This is a genomic window from Variovorax sp. SRS16, assembly GCF_901827165.1.
Lineage (GTDB): Bacteria > Pseudomonadota > Gammaproteobacteria > Burkholderiales > Burkholderiaceae_C > Variovorax.
Genome location: NZ_LR594666.1, coordinates 4,962,086 through 4,985,074, shown reverse-complemented (window position 1 = coordinate 4,985,074; position 22,989 = coordinate 4,962,086). Strand labels below are relative to the sequence as shown.

The following is a 22,989-nucleotide window of genomic DNA, read 5'->3' as shown; positions in this document are numbered from 1 at the left end:
AAATGCGTGAGCCTCCCATGACCACCTTGAACGAATTCCGCGAGTCGGCCATTCGGAGCACGATCGCTCTCGACGCCACTCTCGACCCGAAGTTGCGCAGTTGGGTCGACTCGGCCAACGAAGCGGGCTGTGACTTCCCGATCCAGAACCTGCCTTTCGGCCGCTTCAGCCACGGCAGCGACGCCGCGCCGCGCATCGGCACAGCGATCGGCGACCGGATCCTTGACCTGCGCCGCGCGGGCCTGATCGATACCGACGACATGAATGCGCTGATGGTCGCCACGCCGGAAAAGCGACGCGCGTTGCGCGCACTGATCTCGGGCGGTTTGGCCGAGGGGAGCGCTCGCCAGTCGGAGTGGGAGTCGGCCTTGGTCGCCCAGTCGGCGGCCACGATGCACGTACCCTGCCGCATCGGCGACTACACCGACTTCTACACCAGCGTTCACCACGCGACCACGGTCGGCAAGCAGTTCCGTCCGGACAACCCGCTGCTCCCGAACTACAAGTGGGTGCCGATCGGCTACCACGGACGGGCCTCGTCCATCGGCGTCAGCGGCCAGCGCTTCAAACGGCCGCACGGTCAGACCAAGGCGCCCGACGCCGACGCGCCCAGCTTCGGGCCGTCGAAGCGCTTGGACTATGAACTGGAGCTGGGCTGGTTCACCGCCCAGGGCAATGCGCAGGGCGACCCGATCGGCATCGGCGCGGCCGAGGCGCACCTCTTCGGCGTGACGCTCTTCAACGACTGGTCGGCGCGCGACATCCAAGGCTGGGAGTACCAACCGCTGGGGCCTTTCCTGTCGAAGAACTTCGCAAGCACGGTCTCGCCCTGGGTGGTCACGACCGAGGCACTGGCGCCGTTCCGCGTGGCATTCGAGCGTCCGGCCGGAGATCCGCAGCCGCTGCCGTACCTGGACTCGGAGGCGAATCGCACGCAGGGCGCATTCTCGATCGAGCTCGAAGTCCTGCTGCAGACCGCCAGGATGCGTGAAGCCGGCGAGGCACCGGTTCGGCTGTCGCGCACCAACAGCGCCCGCGCCGCCTACTGGACGCCGGCGCAGCTGATCGCCCACCACACGGTGAACGGCTGCAATCTGCAGCCCGGCGACCTGCTGGGCTCGGGCACGCTGTCGGGTCCCGATGCGGAGGAGGCCGGCTCGCTGATGGAGTTGACAGCCGGCGGCAAGCTGCCAATCCAGCTTACTAACGGCGAGAGACGCAGCTTCCTGGAGGACGGCGACACGTTGGTGATGCGCGGCTGGTGCGAATGCCCTGGCGCGGTACGCATCGGGCTGGGCGAAGTGGTCGGCACCGTCGAAGCAAGATGAAGAAGGCCATCCCGCTCGACGAGGCCGTCGCGATGATCCCCGACGGGGCTACCGTAATGGTGGGCGGGTTCATGGGGGTTGGATGTCCGCCTCGGCTGATCCAGGAGCTGGTCCGCCAGCGACGCGGCGGGCTCACGCTCATCAGTAACGACACGGCGCGCCCTGGCGTCGGTGTCGGCCGGCTCATTGACGCGGGTCTGGTTGCGAAGATCGTCGCCAGTCACATTGGTACCAACGCCGTGACCCAGCGCCTCATGCTCGACGGCAGCCTTGAAGTGGAACTCGTCCCTCAAGGCACTCTGGCAGAAAGGATCCGCGCCGGCGGCTTCGGGCTCGGTGGGATCCTGACACCGACCGGCGTCGGCACGCTGGTCGCCGAGGGCAAGCGAACGCTCGAGGTGGACGGCCGCACCTATCTGCTCGAAACGGCCTTGAAGGCGGACTTCGCGCTGATCAGCGCCAAACGCGCGGACTACTACGGAAACCTCGAGTACACGCTCACGGCGCGCAATTTCAATCCCCTGATGGCCATGGCGGCGACAACGACGATCGCCGAAGCCGAAAGCATCGTGCCTGTCGGAATGATCGCTCCCGACTGCGTCGTGACGCCGGGTGTGCTCGTGCAGGTCCTCGTCGGAAAGGAGCGAGTCGCATGAACGACAAAGAGGTGATTGCAAGTCGCGTCGCGCGAGAGCTCAAGGATGGTGACCGCGTCAACCTCGGGATCGGCCTACCTACGCTTGTGGCTCGCTACCTTTCTCCTTCGCTTCATGTCTTCTTCCATTCAGAGAATGGAATCATGGGCATGAGCCCTTTGCCGGGTGAGGGCTTCGAGGACATCAACCTGACAGACGCGGGAGGGCGCCCGGTCGGAGCACTTCCTGGTGCCTGTGCGTTCGATTCCGCGTTCTCGTTCGGAATGATTCGCGGCGGGCACCTGGATGTGACGGTGCTTGGTGGACTGGAGGTGGATGAACTCGGCCAGCTTGCCAATTGGATGGTTCCCGGTTCGATGATCCCCGGCATGGGCGGCGCAATGGATCTCGTCACCGGCGCCCGTCGGGTCATCGTGGCGATGACTCATCGATCGAAGACGGGCTCAAAGATCGTGCGGCGTTGCAGCCTTCCCATCACTTCAGTCAGGCGTGTCGATCTCGTCGTCACCGAGCTTGCCGTCATTCGGCCGACGGAGGAGGGGCTGGTACTCGAAGAGGTCATGCCCGGCATTTCGGTCCGCGAGGTTGTCGATGCCACTGACGCCGGTCTGATCCTGGCTCCGGGTTTGGTGCCATGAGGACGGTTGTTGCCGGCGGAGCTGAAGGAGCCGTGACTCATCCTCCAATCGATTCGAGGACGCTTGGGCTGCTCAGCCTGTGCGCATTTGCAAGCATGGCTTCCATGCGCATCTGCGATGCCATGCTTCCCTCGTTGGCGAGGGAGTTCTCGACGACTACGGGGCAGGCCGCTCGGGCCATCTCGGCCTTTGCCTTGTCCTACGGTGTACTTCAACTCTTCTACGGTCCCTTGGGTGATCGCCACGGCAAGGCGCGTGTGGTCGGCTTCGCGACCTTGGCCTGCACGGTCGGATGCGTGGCAGCCGCGTTGTCGCCGAATCTGGATTGGCTGGTTGGCAGCCGCGGCCTGACGGGAATGGCGGCGGCCGGAATCATTCCGTTGACGATGGCGTGGATCGGCGACAGCGTTGCCTATGAGCTTCGCCAGGAAGTGCTGGCAAGGCTCCTGGGCGCCACGGTGTTGGGAATGGTCTGCGGTCAGTGGTTTGGCGGACTTCTCTCCGAGCTCTTCGGCTGGCGATCGGCGTTCGCCGTTCTCGCACTGATCTTCTTGGTCAGCGGAACCATGTTGACGAGAAAGGTGAGTGCTCTTGCGCATTTCAGAACTGCAGATGCCGGAAGCATTGGACGCCGTGTGCTGGATGTTCTTTCCAAGCCATGGGCCAGGATGGTCTTGGTCATCACCTGCATCGAAGGAGCGTTGGCGTTCAGCGCGCTTGCCTTCATCCCTTCCCATCTGCATGCGACCTTCCATCTGACGATGCCTGCGGCTGGCGCCGTCGTTGCGCTCTATGGCGTAGGAGGCCTGCTGTACAGCCGCTGTGCCCGCGCATTGTTGCGTCGCTTCGGCGAAGCAGGACTCGCGAGGCTCGGAGGAGCGTGCATGGGCCTCGCATTCGCGACGGTCGCGTTTGCACCGTCCTGGCCTTGGGCACTGCCGGCCTGCCTAGTCGGCGGATTCGGCTTCTATGCACTGCACAACACCCTGCAAACCAATGCAACCCAGATGGCGCCTGCTGCACGTGGCACTGCGGTTTCGTTGTTCGCATGCGTTCTGTTTCTCGGTCAGTCGCTCGGCATCCTTTACGCAGCGTGGGTCATCGACCGGTTCTCTTCATCGATGGTCTTCGCGTCTTCTGCCTTGGGACTTCCTCTGCTTGGTGGCGCATTCGCGTTCCTGGTCAGAGGGCGCCACAGGCTCCTGAAGGCGGCCTGATGTCCAAGAGCGAAATGCGTCCAACCGCCACTGCGGCTGCCCTTTCTCTTCGATCAGAAAGTCTTGCCATGAAACCTCATGAACCCCCCCTCCTTTTTCAATCGATTCGTCTGCGCGAACTGGAGCTGAAGAATCGAGTCGTGATCTCTCCCATGTGCCAGCACGCCGCCGAGGCGGGACATGCGACGCCATGGCACTTGGTGCACCTCGGAAAGTTTGCGCTAGGCGGAGCGGGGCTGATCCTGACCGAGAGTACTGCCGTCGATCCCCGTGGGCGCATCGGGACTGCCGATCTGGGTCTCTGGAAGGACAGCCACATCGAAGCATTGAAAGAGGTCGTCGATTTCGTGCATGCCAATGGCGCAGCCATCGGCGTGCAACTGGCGCATGCTGGTCGCAAGTCGGGCAGCCAACCTTTGTGGGAGGGCGGTGCAGCGCTGTCGGAATCGCGCCTCGCGGCCGACGCAGAACCTTGGGAGCGACTCGGCCCCAGCGCCCTGGCGGCAGGTCCGGGTTGGTCCGCTCCAGTCGCCCTTGACGCAGACGGGATCGCCGAGGTCGTGCAGAGCTTCGTCGACGCAACCGTGCGTGCCGACAAGGCGGGGTTCGACGTCGTAGAGTTGCATTTCGGACATGGCTACCTGGTCGCGAGCTTCCTATCTCCCAATTCAAATCACCGACAAGACGAATGGGGTGGTGACCTTGCGGGACGCATGCGGCTGGCCCTGGAGGTCGCGAGCAAGGTGCGGGCGGCGTGGCCAGCGGGCAAGCCGCTGTTCTGTAGATTGTCGGCGGTCGATGGCAGCGTGGACGGCTGGAGCCTCGAGGATTCGATCGAGCTTTCCCGAGAGCTTGCAAGGTGCGGCGTTGACGTCATCGACTGCTCGTCGGGCGGCTTGACCGAAGAGACACGTGCGCTACCCGTACCGCGTGGCCTGGGCTTTCAAGTCCCGTTCTCGGAACGAATTCGAAACGAAGCACAGATCAAGACCCAAGCGGTCGGGATGATCGTCGATGCGAGCCAAGCTGAAGCCGTTCTTGCCGAAGGTAAAGCTGACCTGATTGCGTTGGGGCGGGAAGCTTTGTTCGACCCGTACTGGGCACACCACGCTGCGCTATCCCTCGGAGCGGATCCGGGCTATCGGCACTGGCCTGCTCGGCACGGCGTATGGCTTGCCAAGCGTGCACCAGGTTTGGCGCGGGCCCGAGCGCAGGCTGCTCAGGATCTTGTCGCCTCTCTAGAGTGACGAAAGGCTGCCGGTCTGAACCAGATCCATTTGTCGGGCTTCGGTCGTCCGCTGGTTTGGCGATGTCTGACGGACTTGGTCAACTCAAGCTGCGGCTTTGGGGCAAGCGCAAGGTTGTTGATTGGAGAAAAATCCCGTCCATCGCTAGTCCACATTCCGGCCTCCATCGCCGGACGATCCAGGAGATCCTCGATGAATCACGCCAGTACTACCAAGTTTGCGTCTGCCGAAGATCAGGCGCGTGCCCTGCAGGAGGCCTTGCAGGCCAACGGCATCATGCCGGAGGGCTACGTGGAGCAGTGGGAGGAGACGTTTGACCACTGGGTGCCCGAAAACGGCGCGCGCATTGTTGCGCGTGCGTGGGTTGATCCCGCCTATCGAAAGTTGCTGATCGACGACGCCACCGCAGCCTGCCGCGAGCTCGGCTATGGCGGCCCGGAGGGTGGCTTCATCGTGGCATTGGAGAACACCCCGCAGTTGCAGAACGTCATCGTTTGCACCTTGTGTTCATGCACGGCGTGGCCGGTACTTGGTCTTCCGCCGGACTGGTACAAGAGCTTCGAATATCGCTCGCGTGTCGTGCGAGAGGCCCGGCAAGTCTTGCACGAACTGGGATTGGATCTGCCGCAAGACGTGCAGATTCGCGTGTGGGACACCACTGCGGAGACGCGTTACATGGTCCTTCCGATGCGACCGAGCGGTACTGAAGGGTGGAGCGAGGCCAAGCTGGCCTCAATCGTGACCAAAGACTGCTTGATCGGCGTGGCACTGCCTCGGGTTGAAGACGCCCGGGGGTAGTGGACGAAAAGGGCGCGAGCTGCAGACGAACGTAGGAATGAAAGGATAGTGCCATGGAAGGCGTACAGGACTTGGGTGGGCTTCAAGGGTTTGGCCCAATGCCATCTCATCATGACGAGCGACCGTTCCACGCCAAGTGGGAGCCGGTGAGCTATGCGGTCGCGCTACTGGCGGCCGAAAAGGGCATGTGGACGTTCGATGCCGGACGCCACGCTATCGAGCGCTTGCCGGCACGGCAGTACATAGGCATGACTTACTTCGAGCGGGTGCTCGCCGGAATGATCACGTTGGCCGTCGAGACGGGTGCAGTTTCCCAAGCGGATCTGGAGGCCCGCGCGGGCGGTCCGGTTCCGGTATCGCGTCCCCTTGGAGAAGGCGAAGCAGCGAGGCGTGACCATCCCGGTTTTGAGGCGGGGGACCGGGTCAAGGTCAAAGCACTTCATACGGCCGGCCACACCCGTGCGCCGCGGTACATCCAAGGGAAGGAAGGCACCGTCTTGCGTCGAGCTCCTCTGGCGCGGTTCCCAGGCGAGGCGGGCCATTTGCAGGCGGCGCAACATGAGCCAACCTACCATGTGTGCTTCGAGGCCGCTTCGCTCTGGAGCAACGCGGAGCTAGGCGCCACGGTTGTAGTCGATGTCTATCAGAGCTACCTTGATAGGGCCTAGCACCTGGGAATCAAGCGCAGGATTGCTGACGGAGCAACTTTGAAAAGTCGTGGGAACAGCTTTGAAAGTCGCGCTAGCAAGTTGTTGATTTGTGGGTAACTGGATGAGACAACCTCGAAGGAACTCAGTTGAACCGTGTCCAGCTTTCGGTCCCGGCCGGATCTGGATCAATGATTTGCTGTGCGTCGCCGCCTTCGCATATCGGTGATGGCAGAACTCTACAGGCGCGTCGTTACACAAGGCTGTCAGCACTTGGTCGGGGAAGCATGCCTGCTGGCGCCCCCGGTCAGGAAGAGCTACAGAAGCTCTTCGAAAGTGTCGGCTTCACGACGGGCGGCAGGTCTGATCACCTGTACGCCCCATGGTCAAGCGTAGTCGGCGCCAGTCAAGCTGGCATGGAACTCAGGACCGAACTACTCGATTTCCTTCGCGATGGAACCAAGCGCGGCCCATCCGTCCAGCAAATGATTTCTCGGCTTGAGGGCCACTTCTCATGAAGTCGTCGGTGGCGTCGGTGCTGCACTACTAGCGACTTCTGCAGTCTGCGGCGCCGGATTTCATGTTTTTGTCGTCTTTTTGAAGTCTAGACGACAAAAACAGATCGGAGCACGATCGCTTCTATGGAAAACGACAAAGTGCAGTCTGGCGGACGACCTTCCTTCGGTGTGGATCCGGCGCGTTTGCGCATGATGCGTAAGGCCGCGCGCTTGACGCAGCTTGGTTTGGCCGAGCGGGTTTATGGAAGGCTCGGCAAGCCGACGGCGAGCTTGAACGTGATGAAGAGGAGCTATCAGCGTTGGGAGCGGTCCGGTGCGATGACTCCGGAAACCGCCAAGCACCTGGCCGCCGAATTGCGCACGACGGTGGCGATGCTTCAAGGGGCCGCCCCGGACGTGCCTGTGAATACGGTAGATCAGGTCGAAATTCGGCTCCGAGGAATCGCGGTGGGCGATGCGCCCTTGCTCGAATCAGCCCTGAAAGGGTTCCTGGATAAAGAAAACCCGATTCGGGCCCTGGCAATGAGTGTTGCCAGTCGGTTGGAAGCCGCCCAACTGAGTCAGGACCAGGCCGAGCTCTCCAAATTGGCCGCGCTCACCGAGTGGACGATGGAGGATCTTCAGCGCCCTATCGGCGTCCATGGGCACTGGTTGCTCATCAGAACTGGGCCGCTCGGACCATACAAGACTGAACTCTTGCACGGTGTTTCCGAGTTGCTTTGTAAGCGTGGCCTCAAGGCCCTCTGGCGAGATCGCGCGGGCGTGAGCAGGATCGCCTGATCGTGCTCACACTTGGATGTGTGCATTTAACCGGTACGTGCACACATGGACAAGCGACTCACTTCGGCCAAGGACACCCGGCGCAGGCACAGCGAAGAGCTCAAGCAGGAATTGGTCGATCGCAGCCTCGAACCTGGCGCGTCTGTCGCGGCCATCGCGCAAGAGCATGGCATCAATGCGAACCTCCTGTTCAACTGGCGCCGGCTTCGTCTGCGCAAGGAGGCTCCGGCAGTCGAAGAACCAAGGCCTGCGACGCTATTGCCGGTGACGGTGCAGATGGAGGCCGCCACCAAGAACAACAAGGCCGTTGCGCCGCGCCCTTCGAGCGGCGTCATCGAGATCGACGTTGGTGCCGCACGTGTTCGACTGCGCGGTGCGGTCGACGAAGCCAGCGTGCGCTGCGTGCTGCGCCTGCTGGGTGCCATCGCGTGATCGGCCTTCCCTCGAACACGCGCGTGTGGATCGTGGCCGGCCACACCGACATGAGGAAGGGATTTGACGGCCTGGCCGCCATGGTGCAAACGGCGCTCACAGCGAATCCGTTCTGCGGCCACGTCTTCGTCTTCCGCGGCAAGCGAGGCGACATCCTGAAGGTGCTATGGTTCGATGGCCAGGGCCTGATGCTCCTGGCCAAGCGCCTCGAGCGTGGTCGCTTCGTCTGGCCGCAGGCCACGGCTGGTGGCATCTCGCTCACGCCGGCGCAGCTCTCGATGCTGTTGGAAGGCATCGACTGGCGCATGCCCGTGCGAACGCATGAGCCGTTGCTTGCAGCGTAATCAAGTGCGCCACCACTGTATGAAGAATCCTCCGGTATAGCACCGATGTTCGATGCGCCGAACGCACGGCACAGTGGAGGACGTGACGACGCCGACCAACGACTCCACCACGCCCCACACCGTTGAAGGTTTGCTGCGAGTGGTCGAGGAGCGAGATGCTGAAGTGGTGCTCCTCAAGCTCATGGTCGACAAGCTGAAGCTGCAACTGCTGCGCAGCCTTCGGGCGCGGTTCGGATCATCCAGCGAGCAGCTCGATGACCCTCAAATCGCTCTTCTGGAAGGCGAACCACTGTATGAACGTCCGGCGTCGAACGCTGTGGCTGCGCTCGACGCAGCCAACGCACCGCAGATCGATCGCAAACTCCCCGACCACCTGCCGCGCGAGAACCAGGTGTACCGGCCGGAAACAAGCAACGATCACCATGACGCCAATGGGCAACCCTGTGGTTGCACCGCCTGCGGCGGTCGTCTTCGCCTGATCGGACACGACGTCTCGGAGCAGTTGGAGTACGTGCCCTCACGCTTCAAGGTGATCCGTCATGTGCGGCCCAAGCTCGCGTGCGTTGCTTGCGAAGCGATCTTCCAGGCACCTGCGCCCAGCCGACCGATCGCACGCGGCGTGGCCGGCCCTGGGCTGCTGGCCAACGTGCTGGTGTCCAAGTACTGCGATCACATCCCTTTGCATCGTCTCAGCCGCATCTATGGCCGTGACGGCGTCGTCATCGACCGCTCGACGATGGCTGGTTGGGTGGGGCAGAGCGAGAAGCTGTTCGACCCGCTGCTGGCCGCTCTTGGGCGCTATGTACTGGCCGGCGAGAAGGTCCATGCCGATGACACGCCAGTGGCCGTGCTCGATCCCGGTCGGGGCCGCACCAAGACCGGCCGGCTGTGGGTGTACGTGCGCGACGACCGGCCGGCCGGAAACGCAGAACCTCCTGCTGCCTGGTATAGGTACTCGCCCAACCGCAAGGGCGAACATCCGCAGGCACACCTTGCGAACTACAGCGGCATCTTGCAGGCCGATGCCTATGGCGGGTACGGCAAGATTTACGCAAGCGGGCACGTCGTCGAAGCATCTTGTTGGGCTCACGCGCGCCGACCGTTCTGGGATCTATACGAGAGCCAGGGGTTCGTGCCCGGCTCGATTGCCGAACAGGCGCTGCAGCGCATTGGGGCGCTGTACGCGATCGAGGCCCAGATCCGGGGTCAACCTCCTGACGTAAGACGCCAGGTGAGACAAGCCCGTGCCGGGCCGTTGCTGGAAGACCTGCGTGCCTGGCTCGCGAGCATGCTGGGCAAGGTGTCGAAGAAGTCGGAACTGGCCAAGGCGATCGGCTACTCGCTCGGGCGCTGGACATCGCTGACTCGCTACCGTAACGATGGCCGCATCGAGATCGACAACAACGCCGCCGAACGTGCTCTGCGCGGCGTGGCCCTGGGAAGATCCAACTACCTCTTCATGGGCTCGGACGCTGGAGGCGAGCGGGCTGCGGCAATTTACAGTCTGGTGGAATCGGCCAAGCTGAACGGGCTCGACCCGCAGGCGTACCTGCGCGATGTGCTCGCACGCATCGCCGACCATCCCATCAACCGCATCGACGAGTTGCTCCCGTGGAACATCGGCGGGCACCGCGTTGAGCAACGACTGGCAGCTTGAACCCCACGCGACCAGGCTGCGCAAACGAAGGAAGACGAGAGTGAACCTGCAAGGCACCGACCCGAAGCTGATCGATGCGCTCAACCGCGCGAGCAGCCTGGAGCTGTTCCAGCTGAGCACCATCATCGAGCGCCTGTTGGCCGATCCGCGACGGATCATCGCCGTGCGCACGAACATGAACCTTGGGCAGACCGTGCGCTTCCTCGACTGGCGCGACGGCCAGATGCGCAACGGCACGGTCGTGGCGATGAAGGACACGCAGGTCACGTTGCATGAGGAAGGCACGCGGCGAGAGTGGAAGCTGCCCTATACGGCTGTCGAGCCGCCGACTGCGACTGCACACCCGACAGCGGCCGCAGCACCGCCGAAACCTCCGCCGATCAAAGCCTCTCGCAGTGACTTCCGCGGCGGTGAGAAGGTCTCGTTCGACGACAAGTACCTTCAACCCCAGGTGGGCACCGTCGTTCGCATCAACCAGCGAACGGCCACCGTCGACACGGGAAACGGCCACTCGTGGCGTGTGCCGTTCCACATGCTTCGACACGTGCTCGACATCTGATCATTGCGTCCCTCAAGGCGCTGCTGCCGTCAAGAGGGTCCCGAGCCCTCGCTTACGTTGCTTTGGGAGGTGAGGCAAGACCTCGAACGATCGCTTGGGATGCGTGAGAGCGATGCACGTGTGTCCTTCCACGATGAGGCGCCGTGGTTTCGCATCGAAGTTCAGCATCCGCGGATCGAGGAGCTGACGAGAACGCTTCGCTTCGTCCGTGCCCAACCGACCGAAACTGGCGTGCGATGGACGCAGCCCACCTGGTTGGATCGCTTCTGGATCGACCAACTGCCTAAGGACGCTTTCGAACTCGCCAACTTCGTCCAGGGGTTTTCGGAGGAGTACCGGATTCCCACGGATCTCACCCGTCTACGTCTTGCGATCGCAAGAGATCCCAGCCGGAAGGAGGTCGAAGAACACGGCCCAGAGCTACGCCCTGAGATCGTTGCATTGGCAAAGCTTGGCCTAGATGACCCTCCCGCACAGGTGCGAGCATCGTTTGAACGCGACGGTTGCGCCCACGATCTGATCATCAACTGGCTAAGTGCCGAGCTCTGGGAGCACCTGGTTCCGCTCCTGAAGGACTGGCCGTGGGAATTCTGGCGACTGTCTCGTGCATCAGGCCGAATTGAGGTCAGTCTCCAGGCGCCGCTGCGTGTGATGCTGGAACGAGACCCGGCGCCTCGTTGGGGCCCGATCTACAGCATTGTTCTTGTCGAACAGCCCTCGGAAGGGGAGCCGAGATTCGCGCCATGGCGTCAAGTCGGCGTTGCGGCGGTTCACGAGCGCCTTCAATCATTTCTGAACAGTGCTCGTGAAGACGCCGGCTCAGGATCGCCCCGCGCATTGACGCCTTAGAAGGCGTCCAGCCACAAATCCACTAGAACGGCACGGGTGTTTTGGTCCCGGGCTCGGCGCCGCTCGTCCACGTAAGACCGGGATCAGGAGAACGTAATGATGAACTACCTCGAGAACGCACCCAGTAAGACCGGCAATCCTTCGGGCGGTGGTCGCGGCAACAACCCTCCGCGTAAGTAAGCGCAATGAGCAGCGCCTGGGGCGACCCGGGCGCAGGCCAGAGCTACAGCAAGATCCGACGGTCAGCGCCGCCGCTCACGCGACTGAAATTCGTTGCCAAGGATGAAGCTCTTAAGCCGGAGCACGCCGCGACGATTCCAGCTGGCCCTTGCCAAAGGTCTTTTTGACGCCCTCCAGGCGCATCCAAAAGCGTTTGCGTGTCAAATAGTCCAGCACTTTGTCGATGAGCACCTTGCGCTTAAGCAGATCTTTTCGAAGGGTCATTCCCAGCGCGAAGCGCTCGTAGTCCTTCGGCCGGTCGTTGCAATTCCAGTACCGGCCACGGCCTTCAGTGATCACGTTTTTCCAATGCTCACCAAGCGATTGTGCGATGCGCACGCCATCGCGCTTGAGACGACCATTGACGAAAATCAGCATGTGGAAGTGATAGCCTGTATGTAGCCCGTATTCGAGCTCCCGCAGGTATCCAAGCAAAGGGAACGTCTCACGCAGGTGTCTCAGAAACTTCGCGAATTCGGCGCGGGCCTGCTTGAGGTCAACGGTCTGCGTGATGCCGCGATTCTCAGGAGATTCGCCTCCGGTTACCAAGTCCAAGCGAATAACTACAACCTTCGAACATTTCTTAAAGATTCTGTCGATGTAGCGGATTCCCTCACGATGGTTTTTTTGTGTTTGCTTGCTTCGGTTGTGCAATTCGCGTTGAAAATTTTCGCAGCGTATGTTTGATCTCAAGGTCTGTACAAGCTCGGTTAGCCACTGATGGACCATCACCGCTTCATGGCCAATCACCCCACGGAGATTCGCAGGAATTTCACGCAGCTCCGGGTTCAGATTTAGTTGCTTGCGAAGCTGCTCGACGAAAGGGATAAAGACATTATCCGGAATCAGCTCTTCGATTGCTGGCAGCTGCTGTGTCACCGCGCGCAAGATCTTCGCGCCTTCACGAGTGGATTCAATTGTGTGAAGACCGTTATTGCGGTGCTTGAGCTTAAAAAGCTCGTTGTCGTGCCGGCATGCGTCGCGCACGGCGAAGGCAACAATCTGCACATTCTTGGCAGCCGTAGTCTCATCGGTGAGCACCAGTCGGCTTTCCCCTACCACCATGCGGTGAGGCATATGTGCATTCATGAGGTCGCGCTCGGAGTCATCGTGGAACATGTGAGGATCGCTTAAAAAAATGAAATCTGCGTGCTGAGTTCAAGTTGGGTCAGCTTTGTTCGGGAGGGTAACTGCACGCTCACAAAACTTTGCCAAGGAGAAAGTCTTCGTGGAAATAATCAGTGGAGTCAGCTAGTGGCAGGAATGGTCGAGCTTGCCTATTGACAGTAGGAGATCAGGATTGAACATAAAGGGATAATAAAGAGATAACATAAATACCCGCTGGGCGATCGAATGCTAATGCTGAAGGAAATTCGATAAAGTCGCCGACTAAGCAGTGAAAGTTCGCTTTTTCTTGAAATACGCTTCGTCGAGATAGGTTCCTACATACCAATCAGATCGTCTGAGTTATTTTTACTCCGAGGGCGCACTTTGTACGCCTGTCGCCGTGCAGCGATAGCCGGATCTCATCCATCATGGGGGCTTTGTCGATAACCCTGGGGACTTCGCTCTGGGCGTTTGCGAATCGGCAAGCCAGCACAAAGGCATAAAAAACTCGCAACTCCTGCTACAAGTAGCAGGGAGTAGCGAGTTCTAAGCAGCGTGATCAGATCATGCCCATAGGCCCCAAGCCCCAAGGCGGAAGTGTCGGGTCAACTCTCACCCGGTAAAAAGCGGGATTGAGTCGTACGTAGTGCTTCTTGTTGCGCATCATCCACCAGACGCGGCCGCGTGCTCGCAGCACCGTGAGCGCAGCGTCACGGCGGTGACTACTACGCAGTCGGTTCGGGCCGAACTTCAAAATATCGTTCTGCGCGATCAAGGGGTGACCGCCAGAGAGTTGAGCTTGGTGGTGCAGCCAAGTGTCGAGGTCCTCCGCGTCCTTTTCGTGCTGCCGCTGCTCATGATTCGTTCCGAAGAGGCGCTTTTGCTCGTCCAAATAAACGCGAGCCAACTGTACGCCCCGCTCCGCATTGGAGATATCGATTTCGGAAAAACCGTGCTCGTAGAACTGCAGTATCGCTGAAATCCTTGAGGCGATTTCTGCGCTTTTTCCCGCGGCACCGCGAACGTCCGTATACAGGCCGCCGGGACGAAGCTCCAATTCGACTTCTCGCGCGTAGTTCATAAAGACCGGGGCTGCAGATCGGCTGTAGCGAATCACATAGGGAGCCGGCAATTCCTGAGCATCGTCCCGGATAGTCAGCATATTCAAGGCGAGGTCGAGCCTCTGCTCATACATCGTCAAGGGCGTGCGCGGCGAGTCGTCGACAAAGAGTCGGTCGCCCTGGTTCGAGGGGCTTTCGGCGATCAAGAAGCGCGCGGAAAATCCGCTGTGCTGGAACAGCTCCTTCTTTTTCTCGATGTAGGCGCTCAATAGTTCCCATTGCACGGCAGTCACAATCGTGACCAAGGGCTCTTTGATGTGGACGGATTTCTGATTTTTGCGATCCACATCGATTGACTCGCCCCCAAAAAACGAATTGAGCAGTGGAAGATCCTGAAAAAGCAAAGAATCTAAGATTACGCCGCCTTCGGACCCGATGATGCTGGTGGTTGGGAAGTACTCGTCCAGATTCTGCTTAATAGCCTGCGGAGTCGCATCTTGAGTCACTAGTTTGAAGCCCTTCGGCTTCTTCGGCTTTTTAAGTTCATGTTCGCGCAACTGTTCGCGGATAAGGTCATAGAAGCTCTTGTCCTCGGACTCTCGTGCCTTACTCAGCTTGCGCCGCAAGGTTTGTTTCTCATCAGTCCATTCGGACATCTTCTCTTCGAAGAAGGAATGCAGACGGTCCAACCGCGTGCGCTCCTTTGCGCAGAACTTATCGATGGGCTTGCGCAGCAGATTGAACAGCGTGGTCTTGCGCTCGCCAGTGGCCGCGATGGTCATGACGTTCAGACCAATTGGCGCAGGATGACCAATAGGGCGTTCAACACGCAACAGGTGCTGGAAAGCGGTCGACAACATTCCGAGGAGGGTGCCAATGATTAGGGCATTCGGAGCGTGCGTCTTTCTTTCCAAGTAGTCGTTGAGTTCGATGAGCTCGGGCGGAAATTGATCGCGGGGATATGGACTCGGGGTAGGGAATTTGGACATAAATTTGCCTTTCGAGAAAGAGCGCCAGGCGCTGATCTAAGCGCTCGGAATTGGAGGGCGAGAAATTGAGATGAGAGCGCGAGCGGCTCGGACGTGGGATAAGCGCCTCAATTCCCGCGCGACTTGACCAAGGGTGCGCGGCAGTGGCAGCACGAACCGACGGGGGAAACAGTTGGTCCGGTCGTCCCGAGTTGTTCGGCTGCGAGACACGCTATGGTGTTGTCGGGCCAGAGCAGTTTGCGATTGCGCAAGCGCACCGGACGGACGCCGTGGTACGAACCAGAAGCGCTGTACTGCTTCCTGACGGTTTGGGGCTCGACGAGTTGCTGGGCCGCAAACTGGTCGGTGGTGAGGCGGAAGTGATCCGCAGGATGGAGTTGATCGCGAATGTCGAGTGCCATGATGGCTCCTTATGAACGGGTTGAAGAAAACTTCGCGCCGAGGGAGTCACGTGGTCAACGTCGTATTGCGTGGGTCATCGTGGCTCCATCCCGATGCGTGGAGCCAGTGTCAATTTGAGTGCCTTCGAAATGGTCGTGATGAACGTTCATGAGCGGAAATAATCGTCCATGAATGTCCTGTCACGTTTCAGCCCGAGTTGCCTTCTTCGTCTAGTAAAAGCGTCTCATTGCGCCGAAGGAACTGCCCTAATGCTTGATAGGTGTACGGTGCCCAGGGACGCTTTAGTGAAGGGATCTCCAATGTGCTAGGGCCCGTGAACTTGAGCAATGGGAAGTCGTCGCTCTGGGCCATGTCTAGCAGATGCCGCCAAACGAGCATTGGCTGCCGAATACCCGTGGAAGATGTCTTGTCGAGGGCGGTGGCGATCTCCGTTGCGATGGGTAAAGTGATCTTTCCGCTGTCAACCAAGACCGCCATTCGTTTGACGAAATGCCCTGGCCGCAATCGGCCGGTGTGTGGCGATGGCGTCTCGTTTTCGACCGAAGGCGATCTATTTCTCTCAACAACGGCATGCTGTTCCAACTCGAGCAGGCGAGCTACCACCGCGTCTTGCCGCACCGGTCCCGCATTTTGAAACCCTGCGAGGCTGAGGAAATGATCAAGGAGTTCAGGTCGGCGTATCGAGCCCAAGTATTCGTCTTCGCACCAGCGCAAAAACTTTATCGGCTCCACCTCAGTCGGAACTTCGGATCTGGATCCGTCATCGTCCTCATGGCAGTCGGCCCAATCCTCCATTACTGAACGAGCGCTGCGTAGTTGACCAAACGAGGCAGGAAGCGTCGGGTCCGACAAGTGGCTACCTTCATCAGGGATCTTGGTAGCCAGTACTGCAGGTTGTACTCCGCTTATCAGCATCGCCCCGGCCGCGATGGTCCACGTCTCAAGCTTCAAGAAGTCGAGAATCGTTGCGTTGATGCGGTCGAGCTTCTTCAACTCTTGTATGGTCATGCTTGGTGAGTTCATGATCTTTCGTTCAATGGGCGTGCTTGAGAGGAAACGCAACGCCCGCCTCGTTCAGCACCCACGCTTCAATCTGGTCGTGCCATTTGCGCAGCAGATCAAGCGGACGGCGGCGGTAGTGCTTTTCTGCGATCGCTGATGGCTTGTGCCCTTGAATCTGCGCGACGACGCCAACGGGTACTTCCACCCATTCCGACAACGTGCCAAACGATCGACGCAGGCCATGCAGGCTGAGATGAGGGAGTGCTGCGGCTTCGAGTGCCTTGACATGCGCGGCCCGCGGTTCGGCGAGCTTGCCATCTTCGGATGTAAGGCTCGGAAACACCCATGGCGATGGTTCCCAGGTTTGGCCGCGGGCTGCCAGGGTTGTTAGTCGGCGCCGGCTCGGTGGGATCTCGTTGAGCCGTTTCAACTCCTCGAGCAGGCTTGTGAGATAGGGTGTCAGTGGAATCACTCGACCGCCAGTACCTTCCACCTTGTCGTCAAGGGTCAGGCTGCGCCACTGCAAATCGACGTCGCCAGTCCATCGGACGGCGGCCATTTCCTCTCGGCGAGCACCGGTCAGCAGCAGCGCCTGCAGGTAGACGGAGTGCACGCGATTGGGAAGGCAACGAACGGCGGCGAACCACGCCGGAAGCTGCTCGCGCTGCAAGACATCGCCTTCTCTGGCCTTGACACGCGGCACAGCGTCTTTGACGTCGCGCGCACCGTAGGCATCGGATGGGATAAGGCCGCCGTACTCCTTGTGTTCCGCTGCCCACCGAATGAACGCTCGCAACTGTCGGTAAGCCAAGGCAGCCACGGTCGGGCGGTTCGTCGCCTCTTGAATCATCCACTGGGCGACGCGGTCGCCAGTGATTTCCGGCAGGCGCAGCGGCCGTAGTGATGCCAGAGAACCCGGCTCGGTCAGTCCCTTGCCTCGCTTTCGCGGTTTTCCCCCCGCATCCGAATTCTTGAGGTGATCGCTATAGTGGCGCGAGCTCCAGAACTTCTTCCTGGCTTCGAGATAGACATCCCACGCCTCGCCGAATGTGACTTCTTGGTGCTTGGCGGCGACACGACGCGCCTCGTGCGCTGCCTGTTGTTCAGCGCGGTGTTCTCGGGGATCGATGCCGCCATCGATCAGGGTCTTCAGGCGTGCGGCTTCGGTTCTGGCTCGGCCGAGGTCCCAAGTGTGGACGTTGCCAATGGTGACGCGGATTGTTTTGCCGAACAGCCTGGATTCGAAGATGTAGGACCGTGCCCCTGCCTCGGTGATCCGAAGTCCCAAGCCTGGGGCCTTGCTGTCCCAATGGATCGACTGTGATTTGCCCGGCGCGCACGCTAAGGCTTCTACGCGTGCCGCTGTGAGGGGCAATCTGGCCATACTTCTCTCTGGAGTAACCTGCCTACACTGATGTAGGCACCATGTAGGCAAATTCTAGGAAAGCTGGTCCATTTCGGTCAATCCCAAGATCCGGGCAACTGAGGGATAAGTCACTGTTTTTGTTGATCTTCTCCTGCCTACACGTACTTGGGTCACCGCCAATCCATATCGACTTGTTGGGATTGAAAATCCGCGTGTCGGTGGTTCGATTCCGCCCCAGGCCACCACCCCTCTTTCTCAGACGATCCCAAGACAGCTCAAAAGTCCTTGTAATTCAAGGACTTAGCCTGAAAAGGCGGCTCAGGCGGTATCGTCAAATCCCACAACGTCCCGTTTTTGCGCGTACCCCTAGGTGTACCCCAGACTGCTTTTCAACTGCAGTTTTTCTGGGGCGCACGTTGGGGCACCTTACTGATCTCTTGATCAAGGCGTCGCAGCCGCGCGATGCCAAGTACATGCCGGCTGATGGCGAGGGCCTCCACCTTCGCGTTCGGCCGGGCGGCAAGGTACCTGCATTACGTCTTCGACCTGTGGGCACATCGCTGGCGAGGCTGCCATGCGAGAGGAGACGTGATGATCGTTCGGTACGCCGACGACAGCGTTCTCGGGTTTGAGAGCAAGAGAGACGTGGATCGATTCCTCGAGGACACGAAGGTGCGGTTCGCCCAGTTCGGGCTGACGCTGAACGAACGAGGACAAGACGCGTGTGCTGCAGTTCGGTCGCTTCGCGGCCCAGGCGCGCGCCAAGCAAGGGCTTGCAAAGCCGCCGACGTTCGACTTCCTCGGGTTCACTCACATCTGTGGGAAGTCCCGATCGAACGGCTGGTCGACTGACCTCGGTGAAGTGAATGCATGCCCGCCTCAAGGCGATTCGAGAGGCGCTGATGCGACGCATGCACGAACCGATCCCCGTGGTTGGCCGCTGGCTGCGGCGCGCGGTCCAGGGCTACTTCAATTACCACGCCGTACCGGGCAATGTTGACCGCCTGGACGCGTTCCGCAAGGACGTGTCTCGGGCGTGGCTGCATGCGCTCCGACGGCGAGGGCAACGTGGACGAATGCCTTGGGCCCGGTTCGGGCGTCTGGTCGAACGCTACCTCCCGCGGGCTCGGGTGCTCCACCCGTACCCGCATCAACGCTTTGCGTCATGACTCAAGGCAGGAGCCGTATGCGGTAGTGCCGCACGTACGGATCTGTGGGGGCGGGGAGTAATCCCCGTCCCTACCGCGACCCGTTCCGTTCTCCACCAGACACACAAAACGCAGCTGCGGGTAGGCACTGCTGCCGCGGCTCGCGCCGAGGCGGCCGAAGGCGGTAGATCGCCTTGCCAGTCGACGCAGCGGTCCTACCGCAAGGAGGCCGAGCGGCTGCTGCTCTGGGCGCTCTCCATGGCGAACTGCGGGTCGGTTGCGCTTTCGCGGCCTCACCATTGAACGTAAACCAGACTCGCCAACCCGCATCCGCGAGAGCAAGGCGCGCCAGGTTCGACCGTTCGCTATGGATGCGACGTATCGCGGCGATCCTCCGCCTCGACACCGTTGCGCAGAATGCCGATGCCCTCGATCTCGATTTCGATGGTGTCGCCCACCTGGATCGGGCCGACGCCCGCGGGGGTGCCGGTCATGATCATGTCGCCCGGCAGCAGCGTCATGTACTTGCTCAGGTACGAAATGATGGCGGGCACGGAAAAGAGGAGATCCGAGGTGTTCCCGTCCTGGCGCACGGTGCCGTTGACACGCGTGAGGATGCCGAGCCTGGCGGGGTCCAGTCCGGTGGCGATCACCGGCCCCATCGGAGCGAACGTGTCATAGCCCTTGCCCGCGAGCAGGCAGCCGAATTCACTTTCGCGGCGCTGCAAGACCCGGTCGCTCACATCGTTGCCGCAGGTGTAGCCCAGCACATGGTCCAGCGCATTCGCTTCGGATACATGCCGGGCCTGTGTGCCGATGACGACGGTGAGTTCGCCTTCGAAATGGATGTTCTGTCCTTCGGCGGGATACACGATCGACTCGTTCGGGCCGATGACCGTCGTGCTGGGCTTCATGAACAGGACGGGCAGTTGGGGGACTGCCTTTCCGGACTCGTTGGAGTGCGCCGTGTAGTTGTAGCCGAGGCCGAAAACGCGGGGCCGATGGAGGGGTGCGAGAAGACGCACGGCTGCAAGGGCGTCGATAGCGCCGCTGCGGTTCAGACCCTCGAGCGGCGAGCCCTGCAGCCGCGCGATGGTTGTCTCGTTCTCGATGATTCCGTGGTGGACGCATCCGTCCAGCGCGTATCTGGCGATGTGCATAGGTGAGTTCCGTTTCTTCCATTTCGGCAGATGCCTGATGCTAACGTTAGCTTTCAAGCCGGGCCCTGTCAATCGCATCGTGCATTCATCATTTTTGCCTGCAGGGGCCTTGACAAGCCGAATGCCCTCTCCCAAAATCTGCGCAAACGTTAGCACAAACAAGCAGGAGACAAAGACTCATGAGAAATGTTGGAGGCTGTCTGCGGATCGCACCCGCAGGCGCTGCACGGCCCGCGGGGGCCCTCAGGCCGGACAGGTGCGCATCATGAGCCTGACGCTGCTCGCACAAGCAGCCGTCGGCGGCGTGTTGCTCGGTGGAATCTACGGGTTGCTGGCGCTCGGGCTCAGCTTGAGCTGGGGCCTGCTGCGGCTGGTGAACCTGAGCCATTTCGCTCTGGCCTTTCTGGGCGCCTACCTCACCTATCAACTGGGAACGCAGTTCGGTGTTTCGCCGTGGCTGTCGGCTCTCATCGTGGCGCCGGCGTTCTTTGTCGCAGGCCTTGCCTTGCACGCGGTCTTCGTGCGCTTCCAGGTGAGCGAGTTCGCGTCGATGCTGGTCACCTTCGGGATCACCATCCTGATCGAGTCCCTGATCCAATGGATCTGGTCCGCGGACTTTCGCAGGTTCGAATCCGGCTACGCCCAGGAGTCGTTGCGGATCGGGCCCGTGTTCGTGCCTCTGCTCGAGCTCGCCGGGTTTGCGTGCGCCGCGCTTCTCGCCGTCGCCGCGTGGTTGGGGCTGAACCGGACCCTGCTCGGCAAGGCATTGCGCGCCGCCGCCCACGACGGTCCGATCGCGGCAGCCTTCGGCATCAACGCCACGCGCCTGTCGTACGTGCTGGCCGGCCTGTGCGCTGCCTCCGCCGGCGTCGCCGGCGTGTTCATCGCGCTGACCTCGACACTCGCGCCATCGCAGATCGAGGCCTGGATCGGTGTCGTCTTCGCGGTCGTGATCATCGGCGGGCTGGGCAGGCCGCTCGGCGCCCTTGCCGCCGGCGTGCTGATCGGCGTTTCGGAGTCCGTCACGATGGCGGCGGTCAATCCGGCGTGGGCGCCACTTGTCGCCTTCTCGATCCTGATCGTCCTTCTGCTGTGGAGGCCCAGATGGCTCTGACCCGGCACCGCACACCTGCCGCCGCGGTGGCGGCCGTCGCCATCCTGATCGCGCTTCCCTACTCGGGCGTCGCCGACTTCTACCTGTCGTACCTCTACGTCGTCTTTTTCTGGATCGCCCTGGCCACCAGCTGGGGCATCCTGAGCGGCTATGCAGGCTACTGGAGTTTCGGCCATGCCGCGTTCTTCGGGGCCGGCGTCTATACGACGGCGACGCTGGGCGGCAAGTGGGGCGTGCCGTTTCTGCTGACCGTTCCGGCGGCGGCCGCGATCGCGGCCGTGCTGGCGACGGGGATCGGACTGGTGGTGTTCCGCATCAAGACCTTGCGCGCCGAGTTTTTCGCGCTGCTGACGCTCTCCGTGACCTTCGTGCTGGCCGCCATCATCTCCAACACGGCGCTCGACGGCGGCGGCGGGATTTACCTGAGCAATCTCTCCATCCCGCAGCTCGGCACCACGGTCTCCGGCGCCATCTATCTCCTGGGGTTCGCGCTTGCACTCATCGCGCTCGCCGTTTCGCGCCAGGTCCTTCGCTCGCGCCTGGGGGTCGGCCTGCTGGCCATCCATGACGACGAGGACGTGGCCGAAGTGAAAGGCGTGCCGACGTTGCGCTACAAGCTCGTCGCCTTTGCCATCTCTTCGGCGATCGCCGGCGCGGCAGGGGCCATCCAGGCGGCCTATGTCGGCTATGTCACGGTCGGGGAGACCTTCTCGATCACGGTACCGCTGTACGTCGTGCTCATGAGCATCCTCGGCGGCGCCCGCCATTGGGCCGGACCGGCCATCGGCGCCACCTTGATCACCGTCGCGTTGAGCATCTTCGTCGGCGGCGGGCATGCCGAACTCGGCCGCGCCGGCGTCGCGCTTGCGCTGGTGGTGGTGATCCTGGTTCTGCCCCAAGGCATCGCGCCTGGCCTGCTCGGGCGTCTGACTCGCCGGAAGGTCGCCGAACCTGCAGCCGCGCATGAGCCTCGCAACGTGGTCGCCATGAAGCCGCCCGCGATCCAGGCTGCCAGCGGACGGCCGCTGCTGACCTGCCGCGGCGTCACGAAGTCCTTCGGTGGCATCCGGGCTCTGCGCGGTGTCTATCTGCAGGTCGACGAAGGGGAGATCCTGGCGCTCGTCGGCCCGAACGGCTCCGGCAAGTCGACATTGATCAACATGATCAGCGGGCACTTCTCGCTCACCTCCGGCACCATCGAGCTGCGGGGCGTTCCCATCGACGGCCTGCCACCCCACGAGATTGCGCGCCGCGGCATCGCACGCACTTACCAGATCCCGCGCCTCTTCGATCACCTGACGGTGCTGGAGAACGTGCGGCTGTGCGCCTTCTTCGGTGGTACGCGCGAGGCGGCCGGCGAGAGCCCGGATGAACTGGCCCGCCGCTGGCTCGCATTCACGGGGCTGGAGGCCAAGGCCGACGTGTTGCCGTCCGCGCTCAATCTGCATGAGCGCAAGTTCGTCGAATTCGCCCGCGCACTGGCGGCTCGGCCTCGCCTGCTGCTCCTGGACGAGGTGCTGTGCGGATTGACCCCGACCGAAGTCGATCAGGCCATCGCGATGATCCGCAAGATCAGGGCCGGCGGCACGACCATTGTCTTCGTCGAGCACCTGATGCGCGCCGTGGTCGCCCTCGCCGATCGCATCGCGGTGCTCGACCAGGGGACGCTGCTCGCCCTGGGATCACCGCGCGAAACGATGCAGGATCCCCGCGTCGTCGACGCCTACCTGGGGACCGCCCATGCTGCTTGA

General features: G+C 61.4%; 22 protein-coding genes. 16 read left to right on the top strand and 6 right to left on the bottom strand.

Annotated elements, in window-relative coordinates; translation table 11 throughout:
- The first annotated feature begins 17 nt into the window (after positions 1–17).
- The 13 genes from fahA (at position 18) to E5P2_RS24035 (ending at position 11,670) form a co-directional block, all read left to right on the top strand.
- Positions 18–1,328: a fumarylacetoacetase gene (fahA, locus tag E5P2_RS24095; protein WP_162569649.1), complete on the top strand. Its 1,311-nt coding sequence runs from the start codon at positions 18–20 to the stop codon at positions 1,326–1,328.
- Positions 1,325–1,984 carry a CoA transferase subunit A gene (locus tag E5P2_RS24090; protein ID WP_162569648.1) on the top strand — a complete coding sequence of 220 codons (660 nt, stop codon included), beginning with the start codon at positions 1,325–1,327 and terminating at the stop codon, positions 1,982–1,984. Before fahA ends, E5P2_RS24090 begins: the two co-directional genes overlap by 4 nt.
- Entirely contained in the window at positions 1,981–2,622 is a 642-nt protein-coding gene (locus E5P2_RS24085) for a 3-oxoacid CoA-transferase subunit B (RefSeq protein ID WP_162569647.1), read from the top strand. Before E5P2_RS24090 ends, E5P2_RS24085 begins: the two co-directional genes overlap by 4 nt.
- Positions 2,619–3,839, top strand: coding sequence for an MFS transporter (locus E5P2_RS24080; protein ID WP_162569646.1), 1,221 nt, complete (start codon positions 2,619–2,621; stop codon positions 3,837–3,839). Before E5P2_RS24085 ends, E5P2_RS24080 begins: the two co-directional genes overlap by 4 nt.
- The gene (locus E5P2_RS24075; RefSeq protein WP_232080820.1) at positions 3,839–5,086 is read left to right on the top strand and encodes an NADH:flavin oxidoreductase/NADH oxidase; all 1,248 of its coding nucleotides are present in this window, start codon (positions 3,839–3,841) and stop codon (positions 5,084–5,086) included. The genes E5P2_RS24080 and E5P2_RS24075 overlap by 1 nt, the downstream gene beginning before the upstream one ends.
- A gap of 192 nt (positions 5,087–5,278) precedes the next feature.
- Positions 5,279–5,884 (top strand): nitrile hydratase subunit alpha, encoded by a 606-nt coding sequence (gene nthA / locus E5P2_RS24070; RefSeq protein WP_162569645.1) that lies wholly within the window; start codon positions 5,279–5,281, stop codon positions 5,882–5,884.
- A gap of 53 nt (positions 5,885–5,937) precedes the next feature.
- A complete protein-coding gene (gene nthB, locus E5P2_RS24065) occupies positions 5,938–6,552 on the top strand; it encodes a nitrile hydratase subunit beta (protein WP_162569644.1) in 615 nt (204 codons plus the stop codon).
- Positions 6,553–7,172: 620 nt separating this feature from the next.
- Positions 7,173–7,829 (top strand): helix-turn-helix domain-containing protein, encoded by a 657-nt coding sequence (locus E5P2_RS24060; RefSeq protein ID WP_162569643.1) that lies wholly within the window; start codon positions 7,173–7,175, stop codon positions 7,827–7,829.
- A 45-nt stretch (positions 7,830–7,874) separates the two neighbouring features.
- Positions 7,875–8,261, top strand: coding sequence for an IS66-like element accessory protein TnpA (gene tnpA, locus E5P2_RS24055; RefSeq protein WP_162569642.1), 387 nt, complete (start codon positions 7,875–7,877; stop codon positions 8,259–8,261).
- Entirely contained in the window at positions 8,258–8,605 is a 348-nt protein-coding gene (tnpB, locus tag E5P2_RS24050; protein ID WP_162569641.1) for an IS66 family insertion sequence element accessory protein TnpB, read from the top strand. Before tnpA ends, tnpB begins: the two co-directional genes overlap by 4 nt.
- A 52-nt stretch (positions 8,606–8,657) precedes the next feature.
- Positions 8,658–10,262, top strand: a complete 1,605-nt coding sequence (gene tnpC, locus E5P2_RS24045) for an IS66 family transposase (protein ID WP_443083527.1) — start codon at positions 8,658–8,660, stop codon at positions 10,260–10,262.
- Complete coding sequence (locus E5P2_RS24040) at positions 10,240–10,821, top strand: hypothetical protein (protein WP_232080819.1); 582 nt, start codon at positions 10,240–10,242, stop codon at positions 10,819–10,821. Before tnpC ends, E5P2_RS24040 begins: the two co-directional genes overlap by 23 nt.
- Before the next feature lie 99 nt (positions 10,822–10,920).
- Positions 10,921–11,670: a hypothetical protein gene (locus E5P2_RS24035; protein ID WP_162569639.1), complete on the top strand. Its 750-nt coding sequence runs from the start codon at positions 10,921–10,923 to the stop codon at positions 11,668–11,670.
- Positions 11,671–11,961: 291 nt separating this feature from the next.
- On the opposite strand, the gene E5P2_RS24030 is transcribed toward E5P2_RS24035, so the two are convergent.
- The 5 genes from E5P2_RS24030 to E5P2_RS24010 form a co-directional block, all read right to left on the bottom strand.
- Positions 11,962–13,008 (bottom strand): inovirus-type Gp2 protein, encoded by a 1,047-nt coding sequence (locus E5P2_RS24030; RefSeq protein ID WP_162569638.1) that lies wholly within the window; start codon positions 13,006–13,008, stop codon positions 11,962–11,964.
- 547 nt (positions 13,009–13,555) lie between these two features.
- Complete coding sequence (locus E5P2_RS24025; protein ID WP_162569637.1) at positions 13,556–15,046, bottom strand: YfjI family protein; 1,491 nt, start codon at positions 15,044–15,046, stop codon at positions 13,556–13,558.
- Between the two features lie 107 nt (positions 15,047–15,153).
- Positions 15,154–15,447 (bottom strand): DNA-binding protein, encoded by a 294-nt coding sequence (locus E5P2_RS37860; RefSeq protein ID WP_232080818.1) that lies wholly within the window; start codon positions 15,445–15,447, stop codon positions 15,154–15,156.
- A gap of 187 nt (positions 15,448–15,634) precedes the next feature.
- Positions 15,635–16,471, bottom strand: a complete 837-nt coding sequence (locus tag E5P2_RS24015) for a hypothetical protein (protein WP_162569636.1) — start codon at positions 16,469–16,471, stop codon at positions 15,635–15,637.
- A 10-nt stretch (positions 16,472–16,481) separates the two neighbouring features.
- Complete coding sequence (locus E5P2_RS24010) at positions 16,482–17,834, bottom strand: tyrosine-type recombinase/integrase (protein ID WP_162569635.1); 1,353 nt, start codon at positions 17,832–17,834, stop codon at positions 16,482–16,484.
- A 573-nt stretch (positions 17,835–18,407) separates the two neighbouring features.
- Here E5P2_RS24010 and E5P2_RS24005 point away from each other — a divergent pair.
- Positions 18,408–18,668: a hypothetical protein gene (locus E5P2_RS24005; RefSeq protein ID WP_162569634.1), complete on the top strand. Its 261-nt coding sequence runs from the start codon at positions 18,408–18,410 to the stop codon at positions 18,666–18,668.
- A 661-nt stretch (positions 18,669–19,329) separates the two neighbouring features.
- Here the strand turns inward: E5P2_RS24005 and E5P2_RS24000 are convergent.
- Positions 19,330–20,124, bottom strand: coding sequence for a fumarylacetoacetate hydrolase family protein (locus tag E5P2_RS24000; protein ID WP_162569633.1), 795 nt, complete (start codon positions 20,122–20,124; stop codon positions 19,330–19,332).
- 265 nt (positions 20,125–20,389) lie between these two features.
- Here E5P2_RS24000 and E5P2_RS23995 point away from each other — a divergent pair, with 265 nt between their 5' ends.
- Entirely contained in the window at positions 20,390–21,238 is an 849-nt protein-coding gene (locus E5P2_RS23995) for a branched-chain amino acid ABC transporter permease (RefSeq protein ID WP_162569632.1), read from the top strand.
- Positions 21,217–22,989, top strand: coding sequence for a branched-chain amino acid ABC transporter ATP-binding protein/permease (locus E5P2_RS23990; RefSeq protein WP_232080817.1), 1,773 nt, complete (start codon positions 21,217–21,219; stop codon positions 22,987–22,989). The genes E5P2_RS23995 and E5P2_RS23990 overlap by 22 nt, the downstream gene beginning before the upstream one ends.

Excerpts from the sequence above, each read along its gene's own strand:
- E5P2_RS24005 (WP_162569634.1), top strand. The coding sequence starts at position 18,408 with ATGATCGTTCGGTACGCCGACGACAGCGTTCTCGGGTTTGAGAGCAAG.
- tnpA (WP_162569642.1), top strand. The coding sequence starts at position 7,875 with ATGGACAAGCGACTCACTTCGGCCAAGGACACCCGGCGCAGGCACAGC.
- nthA (WP_162569645.1), top strand. The coding sequence starts at position 5,279 with ATGAATCACGCCAGTACTACCAAGTTTGCGTCTGCCGAAGATCAGGCG.
- E5P2_RS24075 (WP_232080820.1), top strand. The coding sequence starts at position 3,839 with ATGTCCAAGAGCGAAATGCGTCCAACCGCCACTGCGGCTGCCCTTTCT.
- E5P2_RS24010 (WP_162569635.1), bottom strand. The coding sequence starts at position 17,834 with ATGGCCAGATTGCCCCTCACAGCGGCACGCGTAGAAGCCTTAGCGTGC.
- E5P2_RS23995 (WP_162569632.1), top strand. The coding sequence starts at position 20,390 with ATGAGCCTGACGCTGCTCGCACAAGCAGCCGTCGGCGGCGTGTTGCTC.
- E5P2_RS24080 (WP_162569646.1), top strand. The coding sequence starts at position 2,619 with ATGAGGACGGTTGTTGCCGGCGGAGCTGAAGGAGCCGTGACTCATCCT.
- tnpC (WP_443083527.1), top strand. The coding sequence starts at position 8,658 with ATGCGCCGAACGCACGGCACAGTGGAGGACGTGACGACGCCGACCAAC.
- E5P2_RS24015 (WP_162569636.1), bottom strand. The coding sequence starts at position 16,471 with ATGAACTCACCAAGCATGACCATACAAGAGTTGAAGAAGCTCGACCGC.
- E5P2_RS24085 (WP_162569647.1), top strand. The coding sequence starts at position 1,981 with ATGAACGACAAAGAGGTGATTGCAAGTCGCGTCGCGCGAGAGCTCAAG.
- fahA (WP_162569649.1), top strand. The coding sequence starts at position 18 with ATGACCACCTTGAACGAATTCCGCGAGTCGGCCATTCGGAGCACGATC.
- E5P2_RS37860 (WP_232080818.1), bottom strand. The coding sequence starts at position 15,447 with ATGGCACTCGACATTCGCGATCAACTCCATCCTGCGGATCACTTCCGC.
- E5P2_RS24000 (WP_162569633.1), bottom strand. The coding sequence starts at position 20,124 with ATGCACATCGCCAGATACGCGCTGGACGGATGCGTCCACCACGGAATC.
- E5P2_RS24060 (WP_162569643.1), top strand. The coding sequence starts at position 7,173 with ATGGAAAACGACAAAGTGCAGTCTGGCGGACGACCTTCCTTCGGTGTG.
- nthB (WP_162569644.1), top strand. The coding sequence starts at position 5,938 with ATGGAAGGCGTACAGGACTTGGGTGGGCTTCAAGGGTTTGGCCCAATG.
- E5P2_RS24035 (WP_162569639.1), top strand. The coding sequence starts at position 10,921 with ATGCGTGAGAGCGATGCACGTGTGTCCTTCCACGATGAGGCGCCGTGG.
- E5P2_RS24030 (WP_162569638.1), bottom strand. The coding sequence starts at position 13,008 with ATGTTCCACGATGACTCCGAGCGCGACCTCATGAATGCACATATGCCT.
- E5P2_RS24090 (WP_162569648.1), top strand. The coding sequence starts at position 1,325 with ATGAAGAAGGCCATCCCGCTCGACGAGGCCGTCGCGATGATCCCCGAC.
- E5P2_RS24025 (WP_162569637.1), bottom strand. The coding sequence starts at position 15,046 with ATGTCCAAATTCCCTACCCCGAGTCCATATCCCCGCGATCAATTTCCG.